At 45.4% G+C, this 20,907-nt stretch carries 22 protein-coding genes and 1 tRNA gene; 21 read left to right on the top strand and 2 right to left on the bottom strand.

Going from position 1 to position 20,907, the window contains the following annotated elements; genetic code table 11:
* The first annotated feature begins 114 nt into the window (after nt 1-114).
* The 17 genes from ATORI0001_RS05160 (at nt 115) to ATORI0001_RS05075 (ending at nt 16,135) form a co-directional block, all read left to right on the top strand.
* On the top strand, nt 115-1,512 hold the full coding sequence (locus ATORI0001_RS05160; protein ID WP_003149853.1) for a glycoside hydrolase family 1 protein: 1,398 nt from the start codon (nt 115-117) through the stop codon (nt 1,510-1,512).
* Between the two features lie 28 nt (nt 1,513-1,540).
* Nucleotides 1,541-2,974, top strand: coding sequence for a PTS sugar transporter subunit IIC (locus ATORI0001_RS05155; RefSeq protein WP_003149944.1), 1,434 nt, complete (start codon nt 1,541-1,543; stop codon nt 2,972-2,974).
* A gap of 81 nt (nt 2,975-3,055) precedes the next feature.
* Nucleotides 3,056-3,358 carry a PTS sugar transporter subunit IIB gene (locus ATORI0001_RS05150; RefSeq protein ID WP_003149719.1) on the top strand — a complete coding sequence of 101 codons (303 nt, stop codon included), beginning with the start codon at nt 3,056-3,058 and terminating at the stop codon, nt 3,356-3,358.
* A 47-nt stretch (nt 3,359-3,405) separates the two neighbouring features.
* Nucleotides 3,406-3,741, top strand: coding sequence for a PTS lactose/cellobiose transporter subunit IIA (locus ATORI0001_RS05145; RefSeq protein WP_003149942.1), 336 nt, complete (start codon nt 3,406-3,408; stop codon nt 3,739-3,741).
* A 310-nt stretch (nt 3,742-4,051) separates the two neighbouring features.
* On the top strand, nt 4,052-4,840 hold the full coding sequence (gene cpaB, locus ATORI0001_RS05140; protein ID WP_003149718.1) for a Flp pilus assembly protein CpaB: 789 nt from the start codon (nt 4,052-4,054) through the stop codon (nt 4,838-4,840).
* Complete coding sequence (locus ATORI0001_RS05135; protein WP_003149820.1) at nt 4,837-6,153, top strand: CpaE/TadZ family protein; 1,317 nt, start codon at nt 4,837-4,839, stop codon at nt 6,151-6,153. Before cpaB ends, ATORI0001_RS05135 begins: the two co-directional genes overlap by 4 nt.
* The gene (locus tag ATORI0001_RS05130) at nt 6,154-7,509 is read left to right on the top strand and encodes a TadA family conjugal transfer-associated ATPase (RefSeq protein WP_003149818.1); all 1,356 of its coding nucleotides are present in this window, start codon (nt 6,154-6,156) and stop codon (nt 7,507-7,509) included.
* Nucleotides 7,470-8,405: a type II secretion system F family protein gene (locus tag ATORI0001_RS05125; protein ID WP_003149898.1), complete on the top strand. Its 936-nt coding sequence runs from the start codon at nt 7,470-7,472 to the stop codon at nt 8,403-8,405. The genes ATORI0001_RS05130 and ATORI0001_RS05125 overlap by 40 nt, the downstream gene beginning before the upstream one ends.
* 242 nt (nt 8,406-8,647) lie before the next feature.
* The gene (locus tag ATORI0001_RS05120; protein WP_244851842.1) at nt 8,648-9,076 is read left to right on the top strand and encodes a type II secretion system F family protein; all 429 of its coding nucleotides are present in this window, start codon (nt 8,648-8,650) and stop codon (nt 9,074-9,076) included.
* A 22-nt stretch (nt 9,077-9,098) separates the two neighbouring features.
* Nucleotides 9,099-9,296: a Flp family type IVb pilin gene (locus ATORI0001_RS05115; protein ID WP_003150021.1), complete on the top strand. Its 198-nt coding sequence runs from the start codon at nt 9,099-9,101 to the stop codon at nt 9,294-9,296.
* A gap of 5 nt (nt 9,297-9,301) precedes the next feature.
* Nucleotides 9,302-9,775 carry a hypothetical protein gene (locus ATORI0001_RS05110; RefSeq protein WP_162010745.1) on the top strand — a complete coding sequence of 158 codons (474 nt, stop codon included), beginning with the start codon at nt 9,302-9,304 and terminating at the stop codon, nt 9,773-9,775.
* A 12-nt stretch (nt 9,776-9,787) separates the two neighbouring features.
* Nucleotides 9,788-10,432 carry a TadE/TadG family type IV pilus assembly protein gene (locus ATORI0001_RS05100; protein ID WP_237755914.1) on the top strand — a complete coding sequence of 215 codons (645 nt, stop codon included), beginning with the start codon at nt 9,788-9,790 and terminating at the stop codon, nt 10,430-10,432.
* 31 nt (nt 10,433-10,463) lie between these two features.
* A complete protein-coding gene (locus ATORI0001_RS05095; RefSeq protein WP_003149999.1) occupies nt 10,464-12,509 on the top strand; it encodes a hypothetical protein in 2,046 nt (681 codons plus the stop codon).
* Nucleotides 12,506-12,970: a hypothetical protein gene (locus ATORI0001_RS05090; RefSeq protein ID WP_003149788.1), complete on the top strand. Its 465-nt coding sequence runs from the start codon at nt 12,506-12,508 to the stop codon at nt 12,968-12,970. Before ATORI0001_RS05095 ends, ATORI0001_RS05090 begins: the two co-directional genes overlap by 4 nt.
* A gap of 382 nt (nt 12,971-13,352) precedes the next feature.
* Nucleotides 13,353-13,613, top strand: coding sequence for a hypothetical protein (locus ATORI0001_RS05085; RefSeq protein WP_040324610.1), 261 nt, complete (start codon nt 13,353-13,355; stop codon nt 13,611-13,613).
* A 134-nt stretch (nt 13,614-13,747) separates the two neighbouring features.
* Nucleotides 13,748-15,727, top strand: coding sequence for a DUF2207 domain-containing protein (locus ATORI0001_RS05080; protein ID WP_003150054.1), 1,980 nt, complete (start codon nt 13,748-13,750; stop codon nt 15,725-15,727).
* Nucleotides 15,728-15,901: 174 nt separating this feature from the next.
* Nucleotides 15,902-16,135, top strand: a complete 234-nt coding sequence (locus ATORI0001_RS05075; protein WP_003149836.1) for a helix-turn-helix domain-containing protein — start codon at nt 15,902-15,904, stop codon at nt 16,133-16,135.
* A gap of 127 nt (nt 16,136-16,262) precedes the next feature.
* On the opposite strand, the gene ATORI0001_RS05070 is transcribed toward ATORI0001_RS05075, so the two are convergent.
* Together ATORI0001_RS05070 and ATORI0001_RS05065 are read right to left on the bottom strand one after the other, a co-directional pair.
* Nucleotides 16,263-16,338, bottom strand: a tRNA-Phe gene (locus ATORI0001_RS05070).
* Between the two features lie 59 nt (nt 16,339-16,397).
* Nucleotides 16,398-16,640, bottom strand: a complete 243-nt coding sequence (locus tag ATORI0001_RS05065; protein ID WP_003150087.1) for an RDAC family protein — start codon at nt 16,638-16,640, stop codon at nt 16,398-16,400.
* A gap of 308 nt (nt 16,641-16,948) precedes the next feature.
* On the opposite strand from ATORI0001_RS05065, the gene ATORI0001_RS05060 reads away from it, so the two are divergent.
* From ATORI0001_RS05060 to ATORI0001_RS05045, 4 genes are all read left to right on the top strand, one after another.
* A complete protein-coding gene (locus tag ATORI0001_RS05060) occupies nt 16,949-18,928 on the top strand; it encodes a subtype A tannase (protein ID WP_003149912.1) in 1,980 nt (659 codons plus the stop codon).
* Nucleotides 18,929-19,047: 119 nt separating this feature from the next.
* The gene (locus tag ATORI0001_RS05055) at nt 19,048-19,548 is read left to right on the top strand and encodes a CarD family transcriptional regulator (RefSeq protein WP_003150080.1); all 501 of its coding nucleotides are present in this window, start codon (nt 19,048-19,050) and stop codon (nt 19,546-19,548) included.
* Between the two features lie 63 nt (nt 19,549-19,611).
* Nucleotides 19,612-19,905, top strand: a complete 294-nt coding sequence (locus ATORI0001_RS05050) for an ACT domain-containing protein (RefSeq protein WP_003150107.1) — start codon at nt 19,612-19,614, stop codon at nt 19,903-19,905.
* A 19-nt stretch (nt 19,906-19,924) separates the two neighbouring features.
* Nucleotides 19,925-20,845 carry a Cof-type HAD-IIB family hydrolase gene (locus ATORI0001_RS05045; RefSeq protein ID WP_003149849.1) on the top strand — a complete coding sequence of 307 codons (921 nt, stop codon included), beginning with the start codon at nt 19,925-19,927 and terminating at the stop codon, nt 20,843-20,845.
* The last annotated feature ends 62 nt before the right edge of the window (nt 20,846-20,907 follow it).

The following is a 20,907-nucleotide window of genomic DNA, read 5'->3' as shown; positions in this document are numbered from 1 at the left end:
ATAGCATATGTAGTAAACCTGACATGTCTACTTTAATTAGAAGATATGTAAAGTAGTATATATTTACCGTATTCTAAAGAATACGGCGAGAAGAATAAGGGAGGAGATGTGTAGATGTCCTATACGTTGCCAAAAGATTTCTTTTTTGGTGCCGCTATGTCTGGTCCACAAACAGAAGGTATGTGGCAGGATGGCAATAAACTCCCAAATCTTTGGGATACTTGGTCAAACCTTGACATTACCGCATTTTATAATCGTGTGGGATCGTATGGTGGAAATGACTTTAGCCGTCGTCATAATGAAGACTTTAAGCTCTTAAAATCACTTGGCCTCACTTCCGTGCGTACGTCTATTCAATGGAGCCGATTGTTGGACCAAAATGGGAATCTGAATCCAGAAGGAGAGCGCTTCTACCACAAGCTCTTTGCTGATGCGAAAGAGGCAGGAATAGAGATTTTTATCAATCTGTATCATTTTGACATGCCGGAATATCTCTTTAAGCGTGGAGGCTGGGAGTCTCGTGAAGTAGTTGAGGCATATGCTCATTATGCGCGTCTTGCATTGAGAACCTTTGGCAAAGAAATTCGCTATTGGTTTACGTTTAACGAGCCTATCGTAGAGCCGGAAATGCGCTATACCCAAGGCGGCTGGTATCCCTTTATTAAAAACTATGCTCGTGCACGTGCCGTGCAATACAACATCTCAGTGGCTCATGCTTTAGCCGTTCGTGAGTACCATGCTGCAAAGGCAGAGGGTTTCATGCTTGAGGATTCTCGCATTGGTCTCATTAACTGTTTTGCACCACCATATACAAAAGAAAACCCAACAGAAGCAGATCTTGAAGCGCTTCGGATGACAGACGGTGTTAACATCCGCTGGTGGCTTGACCTTGTGACAAAAGGAGAGCTTCCACAGGATGTGATTGAATCTCTTGATAAACGCGGCGTAAAGTTACCCGTTCGCCCTGAAGACAAGATGATTCTTGCTGATGCAAAGGTCGATTGGCTTGGGTGTAATTACTATCATCCGGAACGGGTACAGGCTCCTGCAAAAGATACCGATGAAAATGGAATTCCAAATTTTGCGGATCCTTACGTTTGGCCCGATGCAGAGATGAACGTATCACGCGGTTGGGAAATTTATCCGCAGGGACTCTACGATTTTGCCATGAAGATTCGCAATGAGTACCCCGAGCTTGAGTGGTTTGTGTCTGAGAACGGCATGGGCGTTGAGCGCGAGTATCTGAAGAAGGATGATACAGGCATCATTCAAGACGACTATCGTATTGACTTTGTCCGTCGTCACCTGGAATGGATTGCGCGGGCAATTGCGGATGGCGCAAAATGCCGCGGATATCATTATTGGGCAGTTATCGATAACTGGTCTTGGGCAAATGCGTTCAAGAATCGTTATGGCTTTATTGAGGTTGATCTCGAAAATAACTACGAGCGTCGCCTTAAAAAATCAGCAAGTTGGCTGCGTCAAGTGGCCATGACTCATGTCGTTAGCTAAGTAACGGCAGTCGAAAGGAGAGAGCCTTATGGCATCTGAGAAAACCGGTCCGTCCTTTCTCGACAAGTTTGCGGAAGTTTCGGCCAAAGTAGGTAATCAAGTACACTTGAGGAGCTTGCGAGACGCATTTGCAACGGTCAGTCCTATCTATATTCTTGCCGGCGTTGCAGTACTTATTAACAACGTTTTATTCCCATGGATATTTGGCGGGGATGCAGAGACGCTTGCTAAGTTCCAGACTTGGGGTGCCTCCATTGCGCAGGGTACTCTGAGCTTCTCTGCCGTTATTCTTGCAGGTATTATCGGTTATTGCCTTGCTCGAAATAAGCGTTTTGACAATGCAATTTCTTGCGTAGTCATCGGCATTGCTTCGTTGATTATTATGATGCCTCAGACTATTGTGGCAACAGCGGGTGCTGCTCTTCATGCGGCAAGCGCCGTTGATAAGACGGCCGCTCCACTTACCGTTCCCATGAAAGATCTCATCTTAAACTTCCCTCCAAATTATGAGATTTCCGGTGTGGATGTTACGGGTGTTTTCTCTTCTTCTTATACGGGCACCAATGGTCTTTTTGGTGCCATTATCATTGGTCTTCTCGCCACGACGCTTTTTATTAAGCTTTCAAGCATTAAGCGGTTGAAGGTTAACCTTGGAGAAGGCGTTCCTCCTGCGGTTGCCGACTCCTTTAACACAATGATCCCTATGATGTTGACGCTGTCAGTATTTGCTCTTGCTGCTGCTCTTTTGAGCGTTTTCTTCAGCACGAACCTTATGGCTTTGATCGCAACGGGTATTTCAGCGCCGCTCAAGGGTCTTATGAATGCCGGACCCTTTGCCGTCATTATCATTTATACCTTTGCTAACCTGCTTTTCTGCCTTGGCATTCACCAGTCCACCATCTCCGGTGTTCTTGTTGAGCCAATCCTGACCATGCTTATTGTGGATAATATGGCAACCTTTGCTGCCGGTCAGCCCATTCCGCAAGATCACTATATGAACATGCAGATTATTAATACCTTTGCCCTTATCGGTGGTTCTGGCTGCACGTTGATGTTGCTCTTTGATACGTTCTTGTTCTCCAAGAACAAAGCATCCAAAGATGTTGCGGCGCTGTCTTTACTTCCTGGTATTTTTAACATCAACGAGCCGGTTATCTATGGCTATCCCATCGTCTATAACCTCCCGCTGATCATTCCGTTTGTTCTTGTTCCGGATCTTTTCATCGGTCTGACCTATCTTTTGACCAACCTTGGCCTTATTAGCCCGTGCGTTGCTATGGTTCCTTGGACTACGCCGGTCTTTATCAGCGGTTGGCTTGCAACTGCGGGTGATTTCCGTGCGGTTATCTGGCAGGTTATTGAGGTTGTACTTGCGATGGCTATTTACCTGCCCTTTATGCGCATTTCTGAGCGCGTCCAAGCAAAGCAGGCGGAAGCACTTAAGAATACCGATTCTGAGTAGGTATATGCGTACTATATGAGTCGGACAGTTTATATACGTCCGGCTCATATATCGATACCGGAATTTTGAAAGGGGAATGAAGTGAAGATTTTACTTGCTTGCAATGCCGGCATGTCAACAAGTCTTTTGGTTCAGAAGATGAAAAAAGAAGCGGCTGCACGTGGGCTTGATGTCGAGATTGTTGCCAATCCACTTAATAAAGCTCTCGAAATGCTCGAAGGAGCCGATATTCTTCTGCTGGGTCCCCAGATTGCATATGCCAAAGCTGATGCAGAAGCTGCTGCCGGCGATATTCCTGTTGCCGTTATCGCAATGGCAGATTACGGACGCATGAATGCTGCAAAGATTTTGGATGATGCGCAGGAGATTATCAATAACAAGTAAGCCATTAGCTTGCACGTTGTAGATCTTTGATGAAAGGTGAGAAGTACATGGCAGCAGACGACGAAATGACCGCAGCTCAGGAAGCTGCATTTGAAATTATTGCTACGGTAGGAACCGCAAAATCGATGTATATCGGAGCAATTAAAAAGGCGAAGGAAGGGGATATTAATGGCGCCCGAGCCGATGTTGCATTGGGTACTGAGATATTCAACGAAGGCCACGCAACACACCTCTCCCTGCTTCAGCAGTCCGCTGTCAATTCGGGTGACATTGAATTTTCACTTATTTTGATTCATGCAGAAGACCAGTTGATGCAAGCAGAAACATTCCGTGTCATAGCCGAGGATTTTATCGACGTGTACGAGAAGCTTCTTCAAAAGTAGGTGTTTCTTTCTGGCCAGACCTCGCTGGCGAGAAGAACCTGGAGTCTCTGTCTCTTATTTGAGATGGAGACTCTTTTTTGGTGAAGAGTTTTGTATACCGCATGAAAATCTAAAAACTTTTATATGATAATTTCCATCAAAACTTAAACTAACATGAAAGTGAAATAGAACTTTTACCTCTGATAATACTTATTTGGTCAGTTTCGTGTCAGATACGCGTCAGATTACGGAAGGGCTTTTTGAGAAAGTAGACTTCGTGTGAGAGGGGTTCAGTGACAATCTCCTTACCAAGACGGTTTGGAGGGTTTGAATGTCACATCGTTTTAGATTCGTACTTTCGGGTGCATGTGCTCTTCTCGCGGTGTTGTGCTGCATCGTGTATGGAAACCAGATTAAAGCCGAGGCAGAGCAGTCGCGTGCCGAGGTGATTGAGCGCTACGGTGGGGAAGTGGTAAATCTTGTGGTGGCCACAAAACCCATTGAGGCCGGAGATACCATTTCATCATCTAACACTCAGGTAAAAAGCTGGGTTTCAGATCTTGCTCCCGAAGGATCGTTTACCAATGCCGACGATATTATGGGCAAACAGGTAACAATTCCTATAAGTGCCGGAACACCACTCACCAAACTTAATTTTCGGACAAATGAAACTACCGTAACGGTTCCTAAAGGTCTTGTAGGGATCTCTATTTCTCATGGCGAGAAAACCGGTCTGGTTGGAAAAGTTGCTGCAGGGACAACGCTTGCGGCGTACGAGATGACAGATCACGGTATCAGGTTGCTCTCAACGCAGATTACGCTGCTTTCAGATACCGGAGAAAGTGTCTACATTTCCAGCACACCGCTAACCGTGGGAGTTTTACCAAAAGATATGACAAGTATTCTTTCGGCTGAAGCGAAAGGAACTCTTAGGCTGGTGGTTCCTGGCGATGAAGTTGATATGTCGAAGTTGGGAACAGAAAATGCCCCAACTGAAGTACAGCCAAGCATAACAAATACCCTACAAGAACATGAATCAACTGATGTACCTGTTGATACTCATCAGACGAATGACGAGGAAGGTTCTCGTACCACTCGGGAAAACGAGGAGGAAGAATGAATGTAAAAGAGAAGTGGCTTGCATTTTCTGATATTGCGCATCGCGTTGAGCTTAATTTAGTTCTTTCCTCGTTAGGTGCAATGGGAAATTGTGAATTTGTAAAAAGCGCTTCAGATCTTCGGCAATTAGTGAGTGAAGCTCGGCCTGATGAATACTCGGTAGCAATCGGTTCCTTTCAAGGAGATGTCTCGGATATTAATCTAGCTGCCGCGATATCACACGATGGAAACGCTCGGGCAGTGGTGCTTGTTCGTCGCAACGCCTCGGGATCCCTCAGATCGCGTGCCGCCCGTGCCGGAATTGATTTGGTACTTGATCCTATCGAAATTATTGAGCTCGCTAAAGCCGGGAGAATCCAAATTGTTGACGGGGGTCTCAATGTTCTTCCGGCTTTGCCTGATTTTGATTTGGATAAATTTCCAAATTCCATTTCTTCTCCGAAAGCTGACACCACATTAGAAAGCCTTGTGCCGCCTTCTGAAATCTCACATGCTCCAATCCTGACAATAGCTTCAGGACGAGGAGGGGTGGGCAAGACAACCATTGCGGCTTCGTTTGCTCTTATCGCTGCTTCATGGGGCATGAAGGTTGGTCTGATCGATTTGGACCTTTCTTGCGGAAATCTTTATTCCTGCTTTGCGCATACCAAATTGAATGATTTGGCGAGATTTGCGGTCAATGGACCGAGAGACATTGAGTCGTTTAAGGCGTCAGCCGTTGTGGCAGCAGAGAATATCTTGCTATGGGGACCTTGCTTAAAACCGGAAATGGCAGAGATGGTTACTCCTTTTGCGGGTAACTTAATACAGGCAATTTCGGGCATTGTTGATGTGGTTATCGTAGACACTTCAACAACACCAACGGACATTGTCGCGCAGGCAGCTCAACTAAGCGATAGGTTTGTCATAGTAACAGGCAGACCGGTTTTTTCACTTGCGTCCATGTCAAGAACCAGTAGTCTTGCAGTGAGACTCGGTGTTGCTCGCACGCGGATTGTTCGTATTGAGAACAAAGCTGACCCTCGGCTGAGACAAGACATTTCTACGGGTCGAGCAGAAATTGGACTTGAAGCGGCGCGACAATATCAAGTTTTTGATGGGGGCCCTGATGTCTTGTCTCTCATTTCATCGGGGCAGTTGCCAATGCTGCTTCAGGAATCTTCACCTTTTTCAAATTCGCTCGCAGCAACGCTCGCTCAGCTCTTTTTAGGCTTGGGAGCACTACCAAAATGCGATGCAGCGAACAAAGCATCAAAGTGGTCACTCGAACACCGTCTCTTAGGTTTGTTTAGAAAGCAAAAGGAGGTGGGGTAAGTGTCAGTGTTAGAGCGTGTACACGCAGCTCAGTCAAATAATACGTCTGATTCAAGGGAAGGCGGCTTAGGCCAGAACAGCCAACTGTCTCAACAAAGGTCTGATTTAAAAAAGAAGCTTGTAAGTCAATTAGGACTTTCAACTATTTCTCAGCTCATGAAACAAGGCGATATTGGCTATGTTCGCGAAGAATTGACCGTGGCATGTCAGGAAATTCTTAACGAGAATTCCTTTGACGTACCTGAACTTGAAACTTCGGCACAGCTTATTCGACAAGTAGTTGATGAGATTTGTGGGCTTGGTCCCATTCAACCACTGTTAGAGGATCTTGAAGTAACGGAGATTATGATTAACGGATGCGGATCTCTTTTTTACGAGAAGAACGGTGAGATCCGTGAAGCTGATGCAGTCTTTGATTCTCCAGAGCAGATTCTTATTGTTATGGATCGTATTTTGGCGCCGCTTGGTAGACGTCTCGACCAAGTGAGCCCTATTGTTGATGCACGCCTTGCGAATGGAGATAGAGTAAATGCAGTGGCAGAACCTATTGCCATTAATGGACCTGCTGTGACTATTAGGCGTTTTACCGGAAAGATCACTTCCCTTTCACGTTTGATTGAATTAGGGTCACTTCCATCATGGCTTGCTCAACTCCTTTCTTGGGCAGTGAAAATGAGAAAAGGTATTGCGGTTGTTGGAGGAACGGGATCCGGTAAAACAACCCTTCTCAATGCGCTTTCATGCGAGATTGATGTATCAGAGCGAATTGTAACCATTGAAGATTCGGCGGAGTTACGTTTTGACGCTCATCCCAATGTTGTGCGGCTTGAAGCGCGGAGTGCCTCAATTGAAGGAACAGGAGAAATTACAATTAGGCGTTTGGTTAGAAACGCACTTCGGATGAGACCCGACCGGATCATCGTTGGGGAGGTTCGCGGTGAAGAATGTATTGATATGCTTCAAGCGATGAATACCGGACATGATGGTTCTCTGACTACTCTTCATGCAGGTACCGCTAAAGAAGCAATCTTGCGATTGGTTCTTATGGCCCGATTTGGAATGGATCTTCCTGCCGATATTATTGAAGAGCAAATTGCATCTGCACTTGATCTCATTGTTATGGCTCAAAGATTACCTGATGGCAGACGTTACGTTACTTCCATTTCGGAATTATTTTGGCAACAGGATAGGACTATTTGCATACAAGAGTGTATTTCTTTTGATGCGTTTACACGGCAATGGCACCTCAATCATGTTCCTTCGTTTATTACGGCGGCAGAGAAAGAAAGACGACTTTCACAAGAGGAGGTGGAAAGATGGGAAAAGCAAGCATCTTGTGCTTCTGCCTTACAGTAGGTACACTTACCTATCTTTTATTAGGATTTGTGCAGACCTGGAAAGGGGCATCAAAGTCCGGAGCTTCTGTTCAAGCGATAATTATCAATCTTGTGCAACCACTTGCCCACACGAGGCTTATTTCAAGTTTGTGTGAGATACCTTGCTGGAAGCATGTAGCACAAATGTGGAAGCAACAGGTAAATGGGGATATTACTCACATTGATATTGAAGAGTCATGCGTTGAAATTCTTTTAAGCATTGTAGGAGTGGCATTTCTTATAGGGTTGCTTTTTAGATCTGTGGCAGGAGTCTTTTTTACTGCTATAGCTCTTATAGCGTATATACCTATGAAATATGAAAATGACTGCCGGAAGCTTAAGCTTGAAGTATCACACAGTATGCCGGGAATTTATCGCACACTCTCGGTTGCTTTGGGGTCAGGTCAGACGCTCTCACAGGCTATTGAATATGTCGGGAATCATTCACATGGAGCAGTTGCCCAGTATTTTATTCGAGCGTCTCTTAAATTGCGTTGTGGTATGCCTGTTGAGTCTGTTGTAGAGGAGCTTGCTTGCGATCTTTCTGTTCCAGGTTCAAGTTTACTTGCAACCGCACTTGTTATATCTCATCGGACAGGAAGTCCTCTTCGTAATCTTTTCCTCAGAACGGCAACATTGGTAGAAAGACAGTCAGAGTTTGAGCGGCTGCTCTCCGTTAAAACGGCACAAGTACGTCTTTCTGCACGAATTGTGTGTTTATTGCCGCTTCTTCTCATTGGCGTGCTCTCACTTATTTCTCCTGATTTTCAAAAGGGTCTTACTACAACGACAGGAATTATTTGCACGCTTCTTGCATTAGGAATGGATGCAGGTGCACTAGTTATCATTCGGAAATTGATGAAAAAGGTGTTGTGATGATGCTTTTACGTATTGTTTTCGTGGGAGGTGTAGCGGGGTCTTTAATGGGCTCGGTATGGCTGTTCACAAGTGTAAAAAGTCCCATCCAGAAACATGGAACTCAAGATCATGGCTTGAGATCCAAGCGTTTAAACTCTTGGCTTCAAGAAATTTTGAGCGTGGCGGGTATCTTAAAAATAGTAAGAGAAGTAACCAAGCGGAAGAGAATTGCACATCAACGGAACGCCATTATTAAAGAAATGCCACGTATGTTAGACGTTCTCACGTTAGGGCTGTCGTCCGGTCTCTCGTTTGATTCTTCACTCGATTTATATTGCAATCGCTGTAGCGGTGTTCTTTCGGAAAAAATGAGTCAGGCGCTGCTCTCCTGGCAGATGGGTGCTACGACAAGATCTACTGCGCTTGAAGAGATTGCAGCGGAATATGGCATTACCTCTCTTTTAAGTTTTGCTTCTGTGGTAACCGAGTCTCTTGCGTTTGGCACACCTCTTTCGGATTCACTTGAACGGCAAGCCGGAACAATTCGAGATGATCAAAGGGCAGCACTTGAAGCTGAAATAGAAAAAGTGCCGGTAAAGATGCTTCTTCCTTTAGGAACGCTTATTGTTCCTGCAATGCTTATAGCAATTCTTGGACCACTTTTAGGTCCGGCTCTTTCAGTATGGTAAACACTTATAAAAGGAGGATAAAATGTTTGATAAAACGCGTCTTAGTAGAGTTACTTCTCGTCTGCAAGCCTTTTATCACAATCAGGATGGGCAGGGTACTACTGAATACGCCATTCTTGTGGGAGTTTTGGTGGTTATTGCAATAGTTGCCATTATTGCCTTTAAAGGAAAAATCACTGAGCTATGGAATGCAATTACAACAGGAATTAACTCACTGTGATGTTCATGAAAAAGCATTCAGTGGCAATATTTGTTATTGCATGCCTTGTTTTCACAACGTTAGGACTGTTGTTGCTGCCCAAAACAGTTACACAAACTGCATCTGAGTCAGAGAAATTTGAGCAAGGTATTTCCGGACAGCCTGGTGAAAAGACTCAAAGGCCAGTAGATATTTCAAAAGATAGGCAAGTATCTGAATATCTTCATAAAAAATTGATTTCCAACCCGCAACAAACATGGGAAAGTACGAAGTCGTTTCAAGAAGTTGGAGAAGAGCTGCTGCGCTCATATGAAGAGCAGGGTGATTCAATCCCTATATTTTCCGGATATCTCGATGTATTGGGAAACGTGTGGAGCTGTATTTTCCAAGGAAGTGGATGGGTTGATATATGTCTCATTAGCGACGAAGGATCGAGTCGAAAGGTTGCCGTATGTCATGTAACGATTCAAGAGATACAAGAAATAGCCTCTCAAGAATGATAGGGGATAAAAGTGGACAATCAACCTTGGAGTATGCTGTCGTTCTCTTTGCTTTTCTCGCAATGGTTGTCACTCTTACTGCGCTGTGGCAAGCTGTGCATTCGGGGCTATTTATTGAGTCTGCAACTCGTGCGGCATCTCATGCATTATCTCCTGAATTTTCAAAGACACTTAAAGATGTGCTTTTGTACTAGAGGCGCTACCAACGACACAACAGGACAATCTTCTGTTGAAGCAGCGATTCTCCTTCCGATTCTTTTGATTCTTTTTGCGGTATTACTACAGCCTGTTTGCATTTTGTATACCAGGACCGTTATGAGTGAAGCTGCATCTGAGGCTGCTCGTTTATATGGCACATCAACTGATGTGCATCAATGTAGGAGTTATGTACAAAGACGTCTCAGAGCTATTCCAGAAATTCCTCTTTTTCATGCTGGCGGGAGAGAGGATTGGAACATTGAGTTGCAAAAGGATGACCAAGAAGTTTACGTCAAGATAACAGGACACATGCACCCTCTCCCTCCTGTTGGGTGGTTGCTTTCTTTAGCAGGTAAAAATGATGGACAAGGGTATGTCGTTTCAACTCGCGTTCAGGAAAAGATTCGTCCCAAGTGGCTTGGAGGTTCCTATGCAGAATGGATTCATATGTGGAGCTAGAGGCGCACTATGTGGGCGTTCAAAATCTCAGATGCCCGTTGAATCTGATGAGATGTATCGTGCGCCATTTATGAATATTTTCGTACATGATTCAGGAGGGTTTACAACGGTTGCCATGGCAACAACCTTGCTTGTTGTTCTTGCACTCCTCTTCAGTTTGGTTTCCGTAGGGCAGGTTCTGACAGATAGCTACGAAACGCAATCAATCGCTGATGCAGGTGCTCTGGCCGGGGAAAACGTTGTTGCAAAATACACAACCGTGGCTACCGTTTTGGATGCATGTGTCCTTAGTATGGGTCTTACAGGTATTGTCGCCCTTGGTGCAGGGTTAATAACATCGTGTGTTCCTGGACTCCAAGCTGCAGGGGCAAAGTTAAGTCAAACAGGATCGTCTATTCTAAAGGCACGGAGAGATTTCTCTCAGAGCGTTGTAAAAGGGCTTCAATCGTTTGAAAAAATCATGCCCGCTCTTATCGCGGCTCAATCATATGCGTGTATACGCTCAAACTCAAAGGGATCTTTGCACTATACGGGCGCTGCTCTTCCGTTTCCCCTACAGTCAAAATCTGAGTTTGGTTCGCTTGATAGCGATATCAATGATGAGGAACTTACCAAAAAGAGTAAAGAAATTCAGGACAAGACGGAGCAAAAAGAAAAAGCTCAGAAGAAGGCAAATGAAGCAAAAGAGCGGGCATGGAGAGCGGATTGCGGTAACTCCCCCTCGTTTTGTATGTACGAGAGGGCGCACTCTCTCGCCATGCTCGACGGGAAAGACAATCCTTTCTATAACTCTGTTGAGACATGGTCATTTGGCGTACCCCTTATGCGCGCTCGGGCATATTACAAGGCGCGAGAAGTACAGGAGGTTATTGGGGGAGCTACCGGAGAAGAAAGGAACGATTCAGCCTGTCGAAAAGTTTTTTACCAATATGCATATGAAAAAATTTGCAGCGGGTCTTATCGAGAAAATGAGGACGGTACGGTTCAATGTTCATTTCCCGAACTACCTCGTAACGTGCAAGAAATGAAAGAAACGTCTTTATATACGGATGCGCTGTGGCCTTGCTCGGTTGAGGATGGGAAGACCGTTCTTCATGCAGATGTAAATTGCCCTGGAAGACACGGGGAAATTACTCAATATGCTTCGCTTTCTGATTTAGACGCAGGCACTGTGGAGAAGTGCCCGTACTGCAAGCTTGGCGTTGAAGATATGGGTAAGGTGGCCTCAGCATCCACTTCAATCGAAAATGGTTTTGAGCATTATTGGAAAATCGTTTGCGACGAGGCAAAAATCTATCAAGAGGCATTAGAAGAGGTTGCTAAAATTGATAAGGAAGTAAAGAAACTCGCCAGTCAGTCAAAAGATCTCTTTGCAAAAATTTTGAAAGAGCTTTCGGCAATACGTCCGAAACTTTGTCCACCTGGAGCATGGGGTTGTGTAGCTATTGCAACAAGGGGAGAAACGGAACTTCCGGCGAGCTCTATTTCTGCGGTTTTTGCTGCACATTCACGTTTGCCACAGGGTTCGGCTATATCAGGAGCGGTACTTGCGCCTGATGAGGCTACAAAAGAAAACAATGTATTAGCGGATTTTTTTGATTCTCTTTCCAAAAAAGCAGGATTTATCGGTAAAGGCGCAGATGACATCTTCGGGCTTTGGGGAAATTTGTTGGTTTCTTATGGATCGGCATACAAGAAGATTAGCTCTCAGGCAACAGGGTTTCTCGATAAGCTTGATGGTATTTTTTCAGGTGTCGGTACATGGCTCAAAGGAAAATTGAAAACGCTGATAGAGGGAGCGGGGCTTCAACCAGTTGATATGAGATTGAAGCGACCAGTACTTACCAACAGTGAAAACATTCTTTCTCGAGCTGGATTTTCAAAAGAAGCAACCATACGTAAGGCAATTCTTGATCTTCCAGAGCAAGGGAGTTTTATGGAATACGCAAAAGTAATAGGAGGAGTTGTAATAAAAGATCTTCCTTCTGAAATCACATTAGCCGAAATTCCCATCCCTATTGTGGGAGGAAGCATTCCTATCAAAGTCAATATCAAGAAGCTGTTGAAAGTAACATGAAGATTCTGAATAACAAAGACGGACAAATGACCGTTGAGCTTGCCGTCCTTATTCCCGTGGTTGTGGTAGTAGCGTTGATTGCGATTAATCTTATGGAATTTATCGACGCTTGCGCAGCATTTGACGTCCTGAGTTCGGATACGGTTATCTCTCAAGCTGTTTCTCCAAGCCAAGGTGTAGATACGGGTGCTTTATGCGCTCAATTGGAAGGAGATATAGCCTCAGGATTGCAAAGGGAGGGTTCCTGTTCCGTTTCTGTTCGTTGCGAAGACCAAGGTCTTGCCGAGGGATCGCTTACTAATTGCCTTCTACCTCACTATGTGAAATATATCTGTACCTTGAAGTTTAAGCCTTGGCCCAGAAATCTTAATCTCCCAATTGTCTCGTACGGTGCTCCGCTTGAGTTGTCACATGAAAAGTCAATTGTTGTCGATATGTTTAAGTCTGGAGTTGTGATTTAGATGATAAAAGTAACCTTACAATCAGAAGCTTCAAGTGCGCATTTTACATTTCGATTATTGCAGACACATCGGGAGAGATTGATTGGTCTGCTTGGTTTTTGTTGTAGTAGCGAAGCAGTGGCGTTTATGCGATGCCGCTCCATTCATACCTTTGGGATGAGACAGAATATCGATGTTGCTTTTATGTCTCAGTATGGTGAGGTGCTTGCTTCGTTTAGAAATGTCTTGCCAGGAAAAGTTCTTTCATGTCCACAAGCCTACAGCACTTTTGAGAGATATTCGGATGCAGGCGCATGGTTTAACGTTGGAGAGCATTACTTTATTTCAGATATGTGCGTTTCCGCGGTTCAAAGAAGAAATTCCAAAAGAAAAGGAGAAGAGTATGAGCTACCAAGTCAAAATATGTCCAAGATGCGGAGAAGGACTTTTCCAAGATATGGGAGTCTGCTACGACTGTCTGTTCGATTTCTGCAAAAAGAAGCCTTCGAGGAGTAACCTCATATCTAAGGTGCCCTTTGTTGATACAGACAATCGGAGTCAATCAAATCAAGAAGATTTTTACGCTCAAGCTGAGGCAGATGAGATAGGTAAGCAGTGGGATGAAGGCTTACCTCCGGCGGTAATTGAAGAGATGGCTCCTTAAAAATAGAGACGTGAGGTAGTGATACGCGTTGCGTTTACAGCGCCAAGATTCGGAAAACCTTTTTTATTGTCTTAGTTGGGTGGTATCCTGTAAACGTCAGTAAATCGTAGGTATAGCCAATTCAAGGAGTTACTATGTCACGTATGCTATCCTCGAAGGCGTATAAGAAACTGTGTTTAACCTTTACGTTTATAGTGGCCTGTATCTGTCTTACTGTCCTTACTTCGATTCATACTGCCTATGCAAAGTCCTTGAATGTAACAGATGTCACCATTTCGGCGACGGTTAATTCGGATGGAACGATAGATGTAACAGAAACCCGTACATTCGACTTTTCAGGGAGGTACAACGGGGTCTACTGGAAGATTCCGCAAGGATTCAATAAGGCTAACGGTCAGAATGTTGACGTTACTTTTACAAGCGTGACTGTAGCGGATAAAGCCGGTACGAGGACATTGTCTGACGAAGGCTTTGGACCTGAGTACTATGAGGTAAGCGACTTGAGTTCCGCAAAACAGCTGAAAATTTATTCGGCGCATAGCAACGAAACCGCCGATATTACCATCTCTTATACACTTACCAATGTGGCAACCAAATGGGACGACACCTCAGAGCTTTATTGGAAGTTTGTTTCTGATGGCTGGGAAACCGGCTCCAACAATGTGGTGTGTACAATCAATCTTCCTGTTCCGGCCGGACAAAATCCAACCACCGGAGACGGTACAGTGAGGGCATGGGCACACGGTCCTCTTGACGGAAGTGTTGCTATTTCTGGTGGAACGGTCACTTGCAGGTTCCCGGGAATCGGTGAATCGGATTTTGCGGAGACTCGCATCGTATTTCCTGCTGAGTGGTTGTCAGAGGCACACGGTGTATCCGGCTCTAAGCTGAATTCTATCCTTTCTGAGGAACAAGGTTTTGCAGATAAGGCCAACAGACAGCGGGCTTTTGCTCGTGTCATCGTCTATGGGTTCTATGCGCTTGCCGTGATACTTGCGGTGGGAGGCTTTGTTCTCATGGTTCGTATGCGCAAAAAGTACCGTGAGGTGATGGCTCCTGAATTTACGGACGAGTATTTCAGGGATGTTCCCTCCGGAGATCACCCTGCGGTTATTGGCATGCTGTATAGGGGAGAAGAGATTGATTCATCTGCGCTTACTGCAACGCTTATGCATTTAAGCGATGAAAAATCAATTCGTCTGGATAAGGTAAAAGTGAAAAAATCTTTCGGCCGAGAGAAGGATGATTTTTGCCTCACTAAGCTTAAAGATGCACCGGTTAGTACAGGGAAAAACGTTACGGGAAGTATGGCAACACAGGCACAAAAAATTGATAAGGCTGCCCTTAACCTCTTCTTCAAAACAATAGCCTCAAAGGCAGGAAATTCTGATGAAAGCCTTATGATGGACGATGTTAAAAAGGTAGCGAAAGAGCACGCTGAAGCATTTTCGGATGCGTACGATAAATGGGAAGATGCCGTAAAGGCTGCTTATGAGGCTCGTTTTGGTAAAGATCCTATTCCTTTTCACGGAACGAGCACAATGATAATTGTTGCTGCCATTGAATTTTGCTTTGTTATTTTTGGTGTTGTTGCGGGATTCAGTATTGGTATTGGTTTTCTTAACACACTCATTGGCGTTGTGCCCGCTGCTATTGTGGGCATTGCTGCCGGCCTTACCATTACAGGGTTTGACAGAATGAATCGTGATGGTATTGAAACGCTTGCCAAAACAAAGGCACTAAGAAATTGGCTTTTGAATTTTACACACCTTAAGGAAGCAATACCGCAGGATGTTATTCTGTGGAACAAACTTTTGGTAATGGCTGTTGCACTAGGTGTTTCCGAGAAAGTTATTGAGCAGCTTAAGGTGTCGTGTCCTGAAATTTTGGAAGATCCTCGCATTATGCCAGTGTATGGATGGTATTACTACGGGGATTCTTTTGGCCATGGTAATGCTATTTCTGCTGTTGGCAGTACCGTTGCTTCTTCCCATACCGTATCTACGGCTTCACTTGCAAGCTCAAGTAATAGTTCCGGCGGCGGTTTTGGCGGCGGAGCCTCTTTTGGCGGAGGCGGCGGCTTTGGTGGAGGCGGCGGAGGCGGCGGCTTCTAAGAGTTCTTGACGCTGAGTTGCTGTAAGCCATTTCAACAACGATAAAAAGATTTCTTGTACCCCTTGTTACGGTAAAAAGACAAGGGGTATTTCCTTGATGGATATGCCCTAATAGGGATGATGTTATATATCCTAATTTGGGTTATTTATGGTAATAGCTTTAACGTGCACTTTATGTATGAGATTTCTAACAGACTCGTAGGACGATCACTCCGCAAACTTCGTTGTGATGCGGGGCTGACTCAGGTTGCCGTTGCACAGAGGCTTAGAACTCCACAATCATTTGTATCAAAGGTTGAGAGCGGTGAACGCGGTTTGAAACTTGGTGAAGTTTACTCATATGCGGAAGCTCTTGGCATAGATGTGTTTAAGCTGGTAGAAGCCGTTCGCGGACAGGCTAACCATTAGGTAGATTAGTAGAAGTTTACGTGAAGGCTGATTTTTGAGAAGAAGCGTCGAGAAAGTACTCTTGTCGAGAAAGTATCCTTATAGTAAAACAACCTGCACATCAGAGGATATGCAGGTTGAAAATTTCTGGTGGCGGGGAAGGGAATCGAACCCCTGACACGGGGATTTTCAGTCCCCTGCTCTACCAACTGAGCTACCCAGCCATGAGTGCTTTGAAAGCTTATTTACTATAGCAGACTCACAATGGTCGTCAACGATAAAATTACTTTATCCAAAAGTTAAGACCTTTTGCGATATCAAATTCAATCACCTTACCTTTGCTTGCAAAATACGTAGTCGCAGTATTTTGCGCTTTTGCAAGGGTATCTGTAGTGTCGTCTTGCAATTCAAACCAAAGCGTTTGTCTCCCGCATGCGTCTCGAAGGTGGACTTCAGCGGCAATTCCTTGACGAGTAAGCAGGGCGTTTAGATTCATTACATCAAAGAAGTTTGCTACCTGCGCCATTATCTCTCCTGTCAATTTCTCTATAACTCTAAACCGTAAACTGTCGCATTACTTCCGTTATTGTTACTACTGTCAAAACTGTTGCGTTGCTACCGTTACTACTGTACGTATTAGGCAAGAAGTATTGGCGAGAAGAATTGTATAACTCTTTGAGTCTGTCGGCATATAAGCTTCTTGCTCTTCTCGGCTCATACCCCTTTGGCGGAAATTGTTGCAAAATGTCGGCATCTAGGCGTGAAGTCTAATACAATAAAAAGGTTATGGAATGAAGTCGGTCACCATAAGTACTACTGGCCTCGGGAGGAAATATGGACTTCACGAGAAAACAGTTCCTTGCATTAGCAGCCGCGGGTGCTACGTCCGTAGGCGCTCTTTGTGCGTGCTCTCCTCAGCAGAAGAAGGAAGGCGATTCCTCAAAAAACGCTCCTGCCTCAGTTGACCTTGAGGAGTTCAAATCATTAACGCTTGATATGGGTGCATGGAGTTACGATAAAGATAATGACGTGTATTATCAGCTCGGCCTTCAATATTGCATGAAGCCGGCGTCCAAGACGTATAACTCTCTGTCCATTTACGTGCCGGGAAAGTATTTTACGGGCGAGAAGAACAGCAACAAGACGTATACCTGCAAGATAAACACAAAGGCAGTCGTCGGAAGCTTTACGCCATCTACGGCTCCCATTGCCATGCCCATCAATACCGGAACGTTGAGCCCGCAGGCATGTCCAACCGAGTACAGCTATGAGGGACTCTCAACATATCTTGAGACCGGCTGCATATATGTGTATGCGGGTTTCCGAGGGAGAAGTGCCGGATATGATTCCGCAAGCGGCTCCGATGATCTGTATGCGGGAGGCTCTCCTTGGCCGGCAGTTGATTTTAAGGCTGCCATCAGGTATTTGCGTTACAACGCTGCTTCTCTCCCGTGTGATACAACTAAAGTTTTTGCATACGGATTCAGCTCCGGTGGAGGTCTCAGTGCCGTTTTGGGTACGAGCGGGGACAGTCCTCTGTATTCACCGTATTTAGACGCCATCGGCGCAGCAACGCATGATACGCAAGGAACAAGTCTGTCCGATGCCATTTACGGAAGTGCTTCTTGGTGTCCTTCTACTTCATTTGACGTTGCCGATGCAGCGTATGAATGGTCTGCAGGTCAGTATGCTGACGGCGATACGCGCGCCTCAGGTACATGGACCCATGCTCTCTCGTCAGATCTTGCGAGTGCCTACGGAACGTGGGTGAATTCCATGGACTTCCTCGATTCCGATGGCAACAAGCTTGAGCTCGATCAAACAAACAGCGGTATTTACACTATGGGCTCCTACATGGAAGCCATTCAAGCTGAGCTGGAAACTTCGGCAAACAATTTTGCACGTGAGACTTCATTTCCCTATACCGCAACACCGCAGCGCTTTGAAGATCCGCTTTTTCCCGGAGACCCAAACCTTGCAAAATCCAGAGGCGTAGAGGCTCCCTCGACCGTACTCCAAACGGACGCCACAAAAAGTGCGGACACACAGAGTCAACAAGGACAGCTGCAAGACCAAGGACAATCGCAGGATCAAAGTCAGCCTCAGGCGCAACACAACGAATCTTCTTCCTCGAGTTCTACCGGTGCTTCTACCACGGGCGTTACACAGGTACAATCAACCATTTTTGACTCAATCGACCATTACTTTGAATCCTTTAATGGAAAGACTTCCTGGTTAACGTACAATTTGCATCGCCAAACGGTAAGCATTGCAAATCTCAAGGACTTCTCGGCAGCCATGCGTCCGGCATCGCTTGGCGTGGGAGCGTTTGACGCCGTGGATAGAAATACCCGCGCGAATCAGTTATTTGGAGTTGGCGAGAAGAGCACGCTGCATTTTGACAAGATTATGGGTGATTTGGTATCGAAAAATGTCGATACATATGGCACGTTGACAGGCTGGAACAAAGAGTATGCGGAAGCGTGGAAAGATGATCTTGCGCTTAAGGATACACTTGAAAGCGATATTCCTACACGGGTTTCTCTTTTCAATCCGCTTTATTTTATCAGTGGTACATCGCAAGGTTTTGCAACGGCACAGGTGGCTCCGTATTGGCGCATCAATGAAGGCGTTCAAAACTCGGATACGTCTATCTGCACTTCATTGAACATGAAGTTTGCGCTGACGCATTACAAAGACGTAAAGAATGTCGCATTTACGTTGGTTTGGGACAAGGGTCATGTGCTTGCAGAACGTACCGGTAATGTTGCGGCTAATTTGGTGAACTGGATTGTCGCGTGTGCCACTGCCTGACACGATTGTCAGGCCACAAGGCAGCCCACGGACAATTCATTTCTCATAAAACAGCAGGTAGACCAATTAGTTAAAAGATTTTTTGATATACTTGAGCGTAATTCGAAGGGAGTTGCGCTATGTATGCTGTTGGCAACTATGTCGTGCATCCGGGTCAGGGTGTCTGTCAGATTTCAGCAGTTATACAGGGGAGTGATGGTTACTATACCTTAGTGCCTATCAGTCATAAACATCCTATTCAAATTACATTTCCTCTCGTTCAAGAAGCGCGTTTGCGCAGTGTGTTGTCATCAAAAGAGGCAAAAGTGCTTATCGATAAGTACCCCGCCATTTCGCTTAATACGTTTCATGTACACAATAATTCACTCGAAGAAGCCCATTTTAGACAGGCTATTCGCGAAGGTTCGTGCGAAGACACCATGAGTATCGCAAAGACGTTTCGAGCGCGCATTACCCATGCGCGCGGACAAAATAAGCGTCCGCCTGTTTCACATGAGCGTATCTTCAAGATGGCCAGTATGCGGTCACTTTACGAACTTGCCGTGGCGCTTGATACTTCAACAGATGATATTCAGGCAAAGTTTTCATCGCGTTTTGGTATTTTGCTTGGTGAAGTATAGTTGAGAGATATAGATACAATACAACATAAGGAAATTACAAGTGCATGAATTCAAGGGGGATGTGTGAGCGCTACAAAAAAAGGTATGAAGGATCGAGCCATTGTAACGGTGCTCGGTAAAGACGCTCCAGGCATTGTTGCTGCGGTGGCGTCTGCATTGGCAGAGAGACAGGCAAATATTTTAGATATTACCCAGACAATCCTTTCGGGCATTTTTACGATGACCATGTTTGTGGAGCTTATGGATAGCACGGATTTCTCGGCAGTTAAGACAGACTTAGAAGCTCTCGCTCAAAAGCTGGGTGTACAGGTAAATATGCAGAGAGAAGACGTTTTTACCTACATGTATCGTATCTAAATTGTCTCGAGGAGGACTTTTGAGTAGTGCGCTGCCAGATAATGAACTGCCGCTTTCGGAGCTTGTGGCAAAAAAGCAAATATGGATGAAGAGTAGCCATCCCTCCAATCTGCAGGTGAATATTGTTTTTTCAGATATGGATGACACTCTTCTCTCAAACGATAAGTCTATAAGCGACAAGAACCTTGAAGTTCTTGACTACCTTGCGAAGCAGGGAATCCCTTTTGTACCCACAAGCGGGCGAGCGTTGTCGCTTTTACCGCATGAAGTGCTTGCTCATCCTGCATCTCGCTATGCCATTACCGCCGATGGCGCTACGGTAAATGATCTCAGAACCGAAGAAGTTCTGTATAAATCGCATGTTAAAAAAGAAGATGCGCTGGCGCTTTTTGAGCTTATGAAAGATCTGCCGGTAACCTTTGATGTATTTAGTGGCGGGAGAGCCTATACCGACAATGCCCGTCGTGAACAGATGAAGCTTTTCCGTCTGCCGGGGCATCATAAGGAGTTCATGCTTCAATCGCGTATACCGTATGAGGGCTCGCCGAGAGATTTTATCGCTGCACTCGACGACATTGAACGCTTGGGCTCGTATTGGAGTGAGGATATGGATGCCCAGGTGCGTCCACGCGTAGAGGCGGCTCTTGCTGAGGTGGGTGCGTTTAGCGTAACGTCTTCAATGGGAGTTGGGGCCGAGATCTTAGCCAAGGGAACTTCAAAGGGCACGGCACTTCTGTGGCTTTGCAAGCATTTGGGACTTTCCGTTGCTACCGCCGCGGCTTTTGGCGATGCTGACAATGACAAAGAGATGCTTGCAACGGCAGGTATTGGAGTTGCCATAGGTAACGGTAACGAGAATGTCTTGCGTGCGGCACGGTTTGTGACGTATTCCAATGAAGAGTCGGGTGAAGGACGTTTCCTGGAATGGGCTTTACTCTAGCGCGAGAAGGCATGCACCCGTTCACGATTTGTACAAAGCTGAAAATTGTTGTTTCCCTACAG

The organism is Lancefieldella rimae ATCC 49626 (genome assembly GCF_000174015.1).
Classification (GTDB): Bacteria; Actinomycetota; Coriobacteriia; order Coriobacteriales; family Atopobiaceae; genus Lancefieldella; species Lancefieldella rimae.
Note: the sequence above shows the minus strand (reverse complement) of the source record. Positions and strands in the feature narration are given on the sequence as shown.